General features: G+C 69.5%; 15 protein-coding genes. 14 read left to right on the top strand and 1 reads right to left on the bottom strand.

Going from position 1 to position 9,697, the window contains the following annotated elements; translation table 11 throughout:
• Nucleotides 1–73 precede the first annotated feature (73 nt).
• Nucleotides 74–1,270 (top strand): elongation factor Tu, encoded by a 1,197-nt coding sequence (gene tuf / locus ABT295_RS08275; protein ID WP_352393889.1) that lies wholly within the window; start codon nucleotides 74–76, stop codon nucleotides 1,268–1,270.
• A gap of 95 nt (nucleotides 1,271–1,365) precedes the next feature.
• On the opposite strand, the gene ABT295_RS08270 is transcribed toward tuf, so the two are convergent.
• The gene (locus tag ABT295_RS08270) at nucleotides 1,366–2,139 is read right to left on the bottom strand and encodes a DUF2785 domain-containing protein (RefSeq protein ID WP_352393888.1); all 774 of its coding nucleotides are present in this window, start codon (nucleotides 2,137–2,139) and stop codon (nucleotides 1,366–1,368) included.
• A 68-nt stretch (nucleotides 2,140–2,207) separates the two neighbouring features.
• Here ABT295_RS08270 and ABT295_RS08265 point away from each other — a divergent pair, with 68 nt between their 5' ends.
• The 13 genes from ABT295_RS08265 (at nucleotide 2,208) to rpsQ (ending at nucleotide 9,679) form a co-directional block, all read left to right on the top strand.
• Nucleotides 2,208–3,512: a M18 family aminopeptidase gene (locus tag ABT295_RS08265; protein ID WP_352393887.1), complete on the top strand. Its 1,305-nt coding sequence runs from the start codon at nucleotides 2,208–2,210 to the stop codon at nucleotides 3,510–3,512.
• 12 nt (nucleotides 3,513–3,524) lie between these two features.
• Entirely contained in the window at nucleotides 3,525–3,923 is a 399-nt protein-coding gene (locus tag ABT295_RS08260; RefSeq protein WP_352393886.1) for a thiol-disulfide oxidoreductase DCC family protein, read from the top strand.
• A 388-nt stretch (nucleotides 3,924–4,311) separates the two neighbouring features.
• Complete coding sequence (rpsJ, locus tag ABT295_RS08255) at nucleotides 4,312–4,620, top strand: 30S ribosomal protein S10 (RefSeq protein ID WP_009775966.1); 309 nt, start codon at nucleotides 4,312–4,314, stop codon at nucleotides 4,618–4,620.
• Between the two features lie 13 nt (nucleotides 4,621–4,633).
• Entirely contained in the window at nucleotides 4,634–5,284 is a 651-nt protein-coding gene (gene rplC / locus ABT295_RS08250) for a 50S ribosomal protein L3 (RefSeq protein WP_352393885.1), read from the top strand.
• A 5-nt stretch (nucleotides 5,285–5,289) separates the two neighbouring features.
• Nucleotides 5,290–5,895 carry a 50S ribosomal protein L4 gene (rplD, locus tag ABT295_RS08245; RefSeq protein ID WP_352393884.1) on the top strand — a complete coding sequence of 202 codons (606 nt, stop codon included), beginning with the start codon at nucleotides 5,290–5,292 and terminating at the stop codon, nucleotides 5,893–5,895.
• Entirely contained in the window at nucleotides 5,892–6,191 is a 300-nt protein-coding gene (rplW, locus tag ABT295_RS08240; RefSeq protein ID WP_345507336.1) for a 50S ribosomal protein L23, read from the top strand. The genes rplD and rplW overlap by 4 nt, the downstream gene beginning before the upstream one ends.
• A 28-nt stretch (nucleotides 6,192–6,219) precedes the next feature.
• A complete protein-coding gene (rplB, locus tag ABT295_RS08235; protein WP_345507337.1) occupies nucleotides 6,220–7,056 on the top strand; it encodes a 50S ribosomal protein L2 in 837 nt (278 codons plus the stop codon).
• A 15-nt stretch (nucleotides 7,057–7,071) separates the two neighbouring features.
• A complete protein-coding gene (gene rpsS / locus ABT295_RS08230) occupies nucleotides 7,072–7,353 on the top strand; it encodes a 30S ribosomal protein S19 (RefSeq protein WP_026864141.1) in 282 nt (93 codons plus the stop codon).
• Between the two features lie 26 nt (nucleotides 7,354–7,379).
• The gene (rplV, locus tag ABT295_RS08225) at nucleotides 7,380–7,748 is read left to right on the top strand and encodes a 50S ribosomal protein L22 (protein WP_345507338.1); all 369 of its coding nucleotides are present in this window, start codon (nucleotides 7,380–7,382) and stop codon (nucleotides 7,746–7,748) included.
• Nucleotides 7,748–8,572 (top strand): 30S ribosomal protein S3, encoded by an 825-nt coding sequence (gene rpsC, locus ABT295_RS08220; RefSeq protein ID WP_344254813.1) that lies wholly within the window; start codon nucleotides 7,748–7,750, stop codon nucleotides 8,570–8,572. Before rplV ends, rpsC begins: the two co-directional genes overlap by 1 nt.
• 2 nt (nucleotides 8,573–8,574) lie before the next feature.
• Nucleotides 8,575–8,994 (top strand): 50S ribosomal protein L16, encoded by a 420-nt coding sequence (rplP, locus tag ABT295_RS08215; protein ID WP_352393883.1) that lies wholly within the window; start codon nucleotides 8,575–8,577, stop codon nucleotides 8,992–8,994.
• Nucleotides 8,994–9,392 carry a 50S ribosomal protein L29 gene (rpmC, locus tag ABT295_RS08210; protein WP_352393882.1) on the top strand — a complete coding sequence of 133 codons (399 nt, stop codon included), beginning with the start codon at nucleotides 8,994–8,996 and terminating at the stop codon, nucleotides 9,390–9,392. The genes rplP and rpmC overlap by 1 nt, the downstream gene beginning before the upstream one ends.
• The gene (rpsQ, locus tag ABT295_RS08205; protein WP_352393881.1) at nucleotides 9,389–9,679 is read left to right on the top strand and encodes a 30S ribosomal protein S17; all 291 of its coding nucleotides are present in this window, start codon (nucleotides 9,389–9,391) and stop codon (nucleotides 9,677–9,679) included. Before rpmC ends, rpsQ begins: the two co-directional genes overlap by 4 nt.
• Nucleotides 9,680–9,697 lie beyond the last annotated feature (18 nt).

Raw genomic sequence — 9,697 nt, 5'->3', positions numbered from 1 at the left:
GGAAACCACCCCATCGCGCCACGTCCTGCCCTGGTCGTACGGCGTAACACACAAAGTCCTGAGGAGGACCACAGTGGCGAAGGCAAAGTTCGAGCGGACCAAGCCGCACGTCAACATCGGCACCATCGGTCACATTGACCACGGCAAGACGACGCTGACGGCTGCGATTTCCAAGGTTCTGCACGACAAGTACCCCGACCTGAACCCCCAGTTCGCGTTCGAGGACATCGACAAGGCTCCCGAGGAGCGCCAGCGCGGCATCACGATCTCGATCGCGCACATCGAGTACCAGACGGAGGGTCGTCACTACGCCCACGTCGACTGCCCGGGTCACGCTGACTACGTCAAGAACATGATCACGGGTGCGGCCCAGATGGACGGCGCGATCCTCGTGGTCGCCGCCACCGACGGCCCGATGCCGCAGACGAAGGAGCACGTCCTGCTCGCCAAGCAGGTCGGCGTCCCCTACATCGTCGTGGCGCTCAACAAGGCCGACATGGTCGACGACGAGGAGATCCTCGAGCTCGTCGAGATGGAGGTCCGTGAGCTCCTCTCGGGCTACGAGTTCCCCGGCGACGACCTCCCGGTCGTCAAGGTCTCGGCGCTCAAGGCCCTCGAGGGCGACGCGGAGTGGGGCCAGTCGGTCCTCGACCTCATGGACGCCGTGGACACCTACATCCCGGAGCCCGAGCGCGACATCGACAAGCCGTTCCTCATGCCCGTCGAGGACGTCTTCACGATCACCGGTCGTGGCACGGTCGTCACCGGCCGCATCGAGCGCGGTGTCCTCAAGGTCAACGAGGAGATCGAGATCGTCGGCATCCACACCGGCCCGGCCACGAAGACCACGGTCACCGGCGTCGAGATGTTCCGCAAGCTGCTCGACGAGGGTCGCGCCGGTGAGAACGTCGGCCTGCTCCTTCGTGGTGTCAAGCGCGAGGACGTCGAGCGCGGCCAGGTCGTCGTCAAGCCCGGTTCGATCACGCCCCACACCAACTTCGAGGCGCAGGTCTACATCCTGGGCAAGGACGAGGGTGGCCGTCACACGCCGTTCTACGACAACTACCGTCCGCAGTTCTACTTCCGCACCACGGACGTGACCGGCGTCGTGCACCTCCCCGAGGGCACCGAGATGGTCATGCCCGGCGACAACACCGACATGACGGTCGAGCTCATCCAGCCGATCGCCATGGAGGAGGGCCTGAACTTCGCCATCCGCGAGGGTGGCCGCACGGTCGGCGCCGGCAAGGTCACCAAGATCGTCAAGTGACCTGACGCTGCACCGCAGCACCAGCTCCACCGGCAGGGCCCGTTCCGCTTCGGCGGGACGGGCCCTTCCGCATGCCTGGCTCGCGCCACCGGTCGTCAGCGGGGGAGCGGCGCCCAGAACCAGGGCGTGACCTCCGCGAGCACCGCGGCCACCTCGGTGCGGACGAGGCCGGCGTGCTCGACGCCCACCGGCTCGCCGCCGCGCAGCACCTGCTCGCCGAGCGCCACGTGCAGCGAGCGCAGCGTCCGCATCGTGTTGGTCGCCTCGGCGGGCACGGCCCCGGGCGCCCCGGTGGCGAAGAGGTCCCGCACCGGCTCGAGCCAGCCGGTCGCCGTGCCGGCCCCGAGGCCCGGTCGCGCCAGCACGAGGGCGAGGGCGCACGCGAGGCGGTCGTCCTCCTGGTCGCGCCACACGAACGGCGTCGGGGCGACGAGGCGCTGCGCGAGGGCGTCGAGCAGGGGCTCCGCCTCGCCCACGCCCGCGCTGCCGCAGGCGCCGAAGAAGTCCGCGCCGTGGGCGACCGCGTGCAGCCAGCCGAGCTGCGGGTCGTGGCCGCGCAGGTCGGCCTCGCCGACGTACCACCGCGCCACGGCCGGCACCCAGTCGCGGGCCACCGCGGCGCGGTCGACGCCGTTCACGTCGCCGGCCTCGACGAGCGCGGCGAGCACGAGCGGCGCGAAGGTGCGCACCTCGGTGCGCGCGTCGGCGAGCCGCTCCAGCATCGTGGCCGCGAGCCACTGCAGGTCGTCCGGGCCGACCCCGCCCGCGCGCACGAGGCGCGACAGAGCGGCATACGCGTGGTCGTCGCGCACGGCGGGGTCGGGGGAGGTGAGGTCGTCGACGAGGGCCGCCAGAGTGGTGTCGGGCATCCCGCGATCCTGCCACCCGGGTCGTGCCCGGCGGGCGCGCGTGCCGGCGCGGCGGATAGGGTCGCGCCATGGCGCACTCCTTCGACACCGACACCGAGGCCCAGGGCCTGATCGACTACGTGGATGCGAGCCCGACGCCGTTCCACGCCTGCGAGCAGGCGGCCGCACGCCTCCGCGAGGCGGGCTTCACCGAGGTCGTCGAGACGGCGCCGTGGCCGACCGGCCCCGGCCGGCGCTACCTCGTGCGGGGCGGCTCGCTCATCGCCTGGGACACGACGGGGGCGCACGGCTCGGGCGCCGGGCCGGCCGCCGGCTTCCGCGTCGTCGGCGCCCACACCGACAGCCCCAACCTGCGGATCAAGCCGAACCCGGACCACGCGCGTGCGGGCTGGCAGCTGCTCGGCGTCGAGCCCTACGGCGGGCTCATCCTCAGCTCGTGGCTCGACCGCGACCTCGGCCTCGCCGGCCGCGTGGCCGTGCGGGGCGCACAGGGCGTCGAGTCGCGCACCTTCCACGGCCGCGACGCCCTGCTGCGCGTGGCCCAGCTCGCGATCCACCTCGACCGCACCCAGAACGAGGCGCTGACGCTCAACAAGCAGTCGCACATGGAGCCGCTCTGGGGCGTCGGCGACGAGCCCGGTGACTTCGTCGGCTACCTCGCCGAGCAGGTCGGGGTCGACCGCGGCGACGTGCTGTCGTGGGACGTCATGACCCACCCCGTGCAGCCCTCGACGCGCCTCGGCCGCTCCCGCGAGCTCATCGCCGCGCCGCGCCTCGACAACCTCGCCACCTCGTACGCCGGCGTCCGAGCGCTCCTCGACGCCGTCTCCACGGAGCCCGCCCACGTGCCGGTGCTCGTGCTCTTCGACCACGAGGAGATCGGCAGCACCTCGGAGCGTGGCGCCACCTCGACCCTGCTGCCCTCGGTGCTCGAGCGCATCGTGACGGCCGGGGGAGGCGGGCGTGACGACTACTGGCGCGCGCTGGCCGCCACGGTCATCGCCTCGGGGGACATGGGCCACGCCACCCACCCCAACTACGCCGACCGGCACGAGCCGATGCACCAGATCAGCGTCAACGGCGGCCCGGTGCTCAAGGTCAACACCAACCTGCGCTACGCCACCGACTCGGTCGGCGCCGCGGCGTTCCGCCTCGCCTGCGAGCAGGCCGGCGTGCCGATGCAGACCTTCGTGACGCGCAGCGACCTGCCGTGCGGCTCGACCGTCGGCCCGGTCACCTCGTCGCTGACGGGCGCCACCACGGTCGACTTCGGCGCCGCGGCGCTGTCGATGCACAGCACGCGCGAGCTGATGGGTGCCGAGGACCCGGCGATGTATGCCGGGGCGCTGAGCGCGTTCCTCGCGCCGGCCTGAGAGGATGGTGCCGTGGAGACGACGCTGCACGTGCCGGTCCGGCCGACGCTGGTCTACGACGCCGACTGCGGCTTCTGCACCCGTAGCGTGCAGCTCGTGCGCCGGGTCGTCGACCGGCGCGAGCGCTTCGAGATCCGACCCTGGCAGGAGCTCGACCTCGCGGCGGTCGGGCTGACCGAGGAGGCGTGCGACGAGGCCGCCCAGTTCGTGGGGGCCGACGGCCGCGTCAGGTCGGGGCACCGCGCCATCGCCCACGCCGTGCTGCACGGGGCCCTGCCCTGGCGCCCCGTCGGCCTGCTCCTGCTCGCCCCCGGCGTCTCGCCGGTCGCGGCGCGCGTCTACCGCTGGATCGCCGCGCACCGCCACCAGCTGCCGGGCGGCACCGCGGCGTGCGCGCGGCCCCAGCCCTGACGGCTCCAACCCTGACGGCCACGGCCCCGACGACCGCCGCCGGACGAGCTCGGCGCCCGACGACGCGCCACCTGCGCCGACCTGCGCGCACGCCCCGCCTCGATTTGATAGTGCCCCGCACGCTCTGGCACACTGTTCAGGTTGCTTGACGCGCGTCGCTGACCCATGTCGGTGCCGCCGCCCCTCGAGAGCCTCCTGACGGGGACTCGCTCGGACTCCTCTCGGAGGCCCGAGGGAAGCGCAAGTTACCCGGTTCGGCCGGGTCATCACGACGAGAGTGGCACTTCAGTGCGGAACTTTCACCGCGGAGCGGGCGCGACACGCCCGACCTCGGGGGTCGGATGCCAAGGGAACCGGTAGTCAGAAGCGAGAGAGAGACGTTCATCAGATGGCGGGACAGAAGATCCGCATCCGGCTGAAGTCGTACGACCACGAGGTCATCGACAACTCGGCCCGGAAGATCGTTGACACAGTGACGCGCGCCGGCGCGACCGTGGTGGGCCCGGTTCCGCTGCCGACGGAGAAGAACGTCTTCGTCGTCATCCGGTCGCCGCACAAGTACAAGGACAGCCGCGAGCACTTCGAGATGCGCACCCACAAGCGCCTCATCGACATCATCGACCCGACGCCCAAGGCCGTCGACTCGCTGATGCGTCTCGACCTGCCGGCGGACGTCAACATCGAGATCAAGCTCTGAGGCGGTTGTTGAGATGACTGTTGCTCAGAAGAACGTCAAGGGCGTGCTCGGCGAGAAGCTCGGCATGACCCAGGTGTGGGACGCCGACAACAAGCTCGTCCCCGTGACCGTGGTCAAGGCCGGCCCCTGCGTCGTGACGCAGGTGCGTGCCGACGCGACCGACGGCTACTCCGCGGTCCAGATCGCCTTCGGTGCGATCGACCCGCGCAAGGTGAACAAGCCGATGACCGGCCACTTCGAGAAGGCCGGCGTCACGCCGCGCCGTCACCTCGTCGAGCTGCGCACCGCCGACGCCGGCGAGTACGAGCTGGGCCAGGAGATCACGGCCGAGTCCTTCGAGGCCGGCCAGCGCGTCGACGCGACGGGCACGACCAAGGGCAAGGGCTTCGCGGGTGTCATGAAGCGCCACGGCTTCGCCGGCGTCTCGTCCTCGCACGGTGCGCACCGCAACCACCGCAAGCCGGGCTCCATCGGCGGCTGCTCGACGCCGGGCCGTGTCTTCAAGGGCATGCGCATGGCTGGTCGCATGGGTGGCGTCCGCCAGACGACCCAGAACCTCCAGATCCACGCCGTTGACGCCGAGAAGGGCCTGCTGCTCATCAAGGGTGCCGTCCCCGGCCCCCGCGGTGGCATCGTCCTGATCCGCACGGCTGCGAAGGGCTGAACGACATGACGAACCTTCCTGCTGACATCTTCGATGTCCAGACCAACGTCCCGCTGATCCACCAGGTCGTGGTGGCCCAGCTCGCGGCTGCTCGTCAGGGCACGCACTCGACCAAGACGCGCGGCGAGGTCCGCGGCGGTGGGCGCAAGCCGTACCGCCAGAAGGGCACCGGCCGGGCGCGTCAGGGCTCGACCCGCGCCCCGCAGTTCGCCGGCGGTGGCGTCGTCCACGGCCCGCAGCCGCGTGACTACAGCCAGCGCACCCCCAAGAAGATGAAGGCCGCCGCCCTGCGCGGTGCCCTCTCAGACCGGGCGCGCTTCGACCGCATCCACGTCGTCGACTCCGTCGTCACGGGCGAGCTGCCCTCGGCGAAGGACGCCGCGGCGCTGCTCGCGGGCCTCACCCAGCGTCCGAACCTGCTCGTCGTGCTGACGCGCGACGACGAGGTCTCGTTCAAGTCGGTGCGCAACCTGCAGAACGTGCACGTCCTGGTCGCCGACCAGCTCAACACGTACGACGTGCTGTGCGCCGACGACATCGTCTTCACCCAGGCCGCCCTCGACGCGTTCGTCGCCGGTCCGGTCAAGGCCGACAAGGAGGCCACCAAGTGAGCATCCACACCAAGGACCCCCGCGACATCCTCATCGCGCCGGTCGTCTCCGAGAAGTCGTACGGCCTGCTCGACGAGGGGAAGTACACCTTCATCGTCGACCCCCGCGCGAACAAGACGGAGATCAAGATCGCCATCGAGGCGATCTTCAACGTCAAGGTCGACAAGGTGCACACCCTGAACCGTCAGGGCAAGACCCGTCGCACCCGTTTCGGCATCGGCAAGCGCAAGGACACCAAGCGTGCGATCGTCTCCCTCCGCGAGGGCACGATCGACATCTTCGGTGCGGGCGCCTGAGACCGACGAAGAATAAGGACACACGAACATGGGTATCCGTAAGTACAAGCCGACCACGCCGGGCCGCCGTGGCTCGTCGGTCGCCGACTTCGTCGAGATCACGCGTTCCACCCCGGAGAAGTCGCTCGTCCGCCCCCTGTCGAAGACGGGTGGCCGCAACAACGCCGGTCGCATCACGACCCGCCACATCGGTGGCGGTCACAAGCGTGCGTACCGCGTCATCGACTTCCGTCGCCACGACAAGGACGGCGTGCCGGCCAAGGTCGCTCACATCGAGTACGACCCGAACCGCACCGCGCGCATCGCGCTCGTCCAGTACAAGGACGGCGAGAAGCGTTACATCCTGGCCCCGAACAAGCTGAAGCAGGGCGACCCGATCGAGAACGGCCCCGCGGCCGACATCAAGCCGGGCAACAGCCTCCCGCTCCGCAACATCCCGGTGGGTACGGTCGTGCACGCGATCGAGCTCAAGCCCGGTGGTGGCGCGAAGATCGCCCGTTCCGCGGGTGCTCGCGTGCAGCTCGTCGCCAAGGACGGCCCCTACGCCCAGCTGCGTATGCCGTCCGGTGAGATCCGCAACGTCGACGCGCGCTGCCGCGCGACCGTCGGCGAGGTCGGCAACGCCGAGCAGAGCAACATCAACTGGGGCAAGGCCGGCCGCATGCGCTGGAAGGGCAAGCGCCCGACCGTCCGTGGTGTGGCCATGAACCCGGTCGACCACCCGCACGGTGGTGGCGAGGGCAAGACGTCCGGTGGACGTCACCCCGTCAGCCCCTGGGGTCAGGCCGAGGGCCGCACCCGCAAGGGACACAAGGAAAGCGACAAGCTCATCGTTCGTCGCCGCCGTACTGGCAAGAAGCGCTGATAAGGAGCCTTTGGAATGCCTCGTAGCCTGAAGAAGGGCCCCTTCATCGACGACCACCTTCAGAAGAAGGTGGACGCCCAGAACGAAGCGGGCACGAAGAACGTCATCAAGACCTGGTCGCGTCGTTCGGTCATCAGCCCGGACATGCTCGGTCACACCTTCGCCGTCCACGACGGCCGCAAGCACGTCCCGGTGTTCGTCACCGAGTCGATGGTCGGCCACAAGCTCGGCGAGTTCGCACCGACCCGCACGTTCAAGGGTCACGTGAAGGACGACAAGAAGGGTCGTCGTCGCTGATGGCCACCGAATCCAAGGAAGAAGTCATGGAAGCCAAGGCTTCGGCGCGGCACGTCCGTGTCAGCCCCCAGAAGGCGCGCCGTGTCGTGGACCTGATCCGCGGCAAGGCCGCCACCGACGCCGTCACGGTGCTCACCTTCGCCCCGCAGTCGGCCTCCGACCCGGTCAAGAAGGTGCTCGAGAGCGCCATCGCCAACGCCCGCGTCAAGGCCGACCGTGAGTCGGTCGCCTTCGACGAGCGCAACCTCGTCATCTCGGCCGCGTTCGTGGACGAGGGCCCGACGATGAAGCGTTTCCGTCCGCGGGCCCAGGGCCGCGCCGGTCGCATCAACAAGCGCACGAGCCACATCACCGTGGTCGTCACGCAGCCGGAGAACAAGAAGGGAGCCCGCTGATGGGTCAGAAGGTCAACCCCCATGGCTTCCGTCTCGGCATCACGACGGACCACAAGAGCCGCTGGTTCGCCGACTCGACGAAGTCGGGTCAGCGCTACCGCGACTACGTCAAGGAAGATGTCGCGATCCGTCGCCTGATGGAGAAGGGCATGGAGCGCGCGGGCATCGCCTCGGTCGACATCGAGCGCACCCGTGACCGCGTCCGCGTCGACATCCACACCGCCCGCCCCGGCATCGTCATCGGTCGCCGCGGCGCCGAGGCCGACCGCATCCGCGGCGAGCTCGAGAAGCTGACGGGCAAGCAGGTCCAGCTCAACATCCTCGAGGTCAAGAACCCCGAGATCGTCTCGCAGCTGGTCGCCCAGGGCATCGCCGAGCAGCTCTCGGCCCGCGTCGCCTTCCGCCGCGCCATGCGCAAGGGCATGCAGTCCGCCCAGCGCGCCGGTGCCAAGGGCATCCGCGTGCAGGTCTCGGGCCGCCTCAACGGCGCCGAGATGAGCCGCACGGAGTTCTACCGCGAGGGTCGCGTGCCGCTGCACACGCTGCGTGCGCAGATCGACTACGGCTTCTACGAGGCCCGCACGACCTTCGGTCGCATCGGCGTCAAGGTCTGGATCTACAAGGGCGACATGACGGCCAAGGAGCTCGCGGCCCAGCAGGCCGCCGCCCCGCGTCCGTCGCGTGGCCCGCGTCGTGACGGCGGCGACCGCCCGAACCGCGCCCGTCGTGGTGACCGCAACGAGACCGCCGCTGCTCCGGCAGTGAACGAGACCGCTGCTGCCGAGGCCCCCGCCGCGGCCAGCACCGAGAATGAGCAGGCCTGACCATGTTGATTCCCCGTCGAGTCAAGCACCGCAAGCAGCACCACCCGAACCGCCACGGTGCGGCCAAGGGTGGCACGACGATCGCGTTCGGTGACTTCGGCATCCAGGCTCTCGAGCCCGCCTACGTCACCAACCGCCAGATCGAGTCCGCTCGTATCGCGATGACCCGCTACATGAAGCGTGGTGGAAAGGTGTGGATCAACATCTACCCCGACCGTCCGCTCACCAAGAAGCCGGCCGAGACCCGCATGGGTTCCGGTAAGGGTTCGCCGGAGTGGTGGATCGCCAACGTCAAGCCCGGTCGCGTCATGTTCGAGATCTCGGGCGTGGCGGAGCCGGTGGCCCGTGAGGCCATGCGTCTGGCGATGCACAAGCTCCCCATGAAGTGCCGCTTCGTTTCGCGTGAGGGTGGTGACATCTGATGGCAGTCGGAACCAAGGACCTGGCTCCCGAGCAGCTGCGTGGTCTGGACGACACGAAGCTCGCCGACGAGCTGAAGAAGGCCAAGGAAGAGCTGTTCAACCTGCGTTTCCAGTCGGCCACCGGCCAGCTGGACAACCACGGCCGGCTCCGCGCCGTCAAGAAGGACATCGCGCGGATCTACACCGAGATGCGTGAGCGCGAGCTCGGCATCGGCTCGGCCCCCGCCGCCCCCCAGGCGCCGGCGAAGGACGAGAAGAAGGCGGAGAAGAAGACCGCCGCCAAGGCTGACAAGGCCGACAAGGCTGAGAAGGTCGAGAAGGCTGACAAGCCCGAGAAGGCTGACAAGGCCGAGAAGAAGGCCAAGAAGGCTGACAAGGCGCAGGAGGCTGACGCATGAGCGAGCAGGAGAAGGTCGTGAGCGACCAGGCGAGCGATCGCAACTACCGCAAGACCCGTCAGGGCTACGTGGTGAGCGACAAGATGGACAAGACCGTCGTCGTCGAGGTCGAGGACCGCGTCAAGCACGCGCTCTACAGCAAGGTCATCCGCCGCACGAGCAAGGTCAAGGCGCACGACGAGGCCAACGCGGCCGGCGTCGGCGACCGCGTCCTGATCATGGAGACGCGTCCGCTCTCCGCGACGAAGCGCTGGCGCGTCGTCGAGATCCTCGAGAAGGCCAAGTAAGCACCGCCGGGGGACCGT

The sequence above is a fragment of the Terrabacter sp. NPDC000476 genome (genome assembly GCF_040300125.1).
GTDB lineage: Bacteria > Actinomycetota > Actinomycetes > Actinomycetales > Dermatophilaceae > Terrabacter.
The sequence above is the reverse complement of the archived record's forward strand: the minus strand, read 5'-3'. Positions and strand labels throughout refer to the sequence as shown.

Coding starts and splice junctions, on each gene's coding strand:
- rplB (WP_345507337.1), top strand. CDS start 6,220: ATGGGTATCCGTAAGTACAAGCCGACCACGCCGGGCCGCCGTGGCTCG.
- rplP (WP_352393883.1), top strand. CDS start 8,575: ATGTTGATTCCCCGTCGAGTCAAGCACCGCAAGCAGCACCACCCGAAC.
- rpmC (WP_352393882.1), top strand. CDS start 8,994: ATGGCAGTCGGAACCAAGGACCTGGCTCCCGAGCAGCTGCGTGGTCTG.
- rplC (WP_352393885.1), top strand. CDS start 4,634: ATGACTGTTGCTCAGAAGAACGTCAAGGGCGTGCTCGGCGAGAAGCTC.
- ABT295_RS08270 (WP_352393888.1), bottom strand. CDS start 2,139: ATGCCCGACACCACTCTGGCGGCCCTCGTCGACGACCTCACCTCCCCC.
- rpsJ (WP_009775966.1), top strand. CDS start 4,312: ATGGCGGGACAGAAGATCCGCATCCGGCTGAAGTCGTACGACCACGAG.
- ABT295_RS08265 (WP_352393887.1), top strand. CDS start 2,208: ATGGCGCACTCCTTCGACACCGACACCGAGGCCCAGGGCCTGATCGAC.
- rpsC (WP_344254813.1), top strand. CDS start 7,748: ATGGGTCAGAAGGTCAACCCCCATGGCTTCCGTCTCGGCATCACGACG.
- rplD (WP_352393884.1), top strand. CDS start 5,290: ATGACGAACCTTCCTGCTGACATCTTCGATGTCCAGACCAACGTCCCG.
- rpsQ (WP_352393881.1), top strand. CDS start 9,389: ATGAGCGAGCAGGAGAAGGTCGTGAGCGACCAGGCGAGCGATCGCAAC.
- rpsS (WP_026864141.1), top strand. CDS start 7,072: ATGCCTCGTAGCCTGAAGAAGGGCCCCTTCATCGACGACCACCTTCAG.
- rplV (WP_345507338.1), top strand. CDS start 7,380: ATGGAAGCCAAGGCTTCGGCGCGGCACGTCCGTGTCAGCCCCCAGAAG.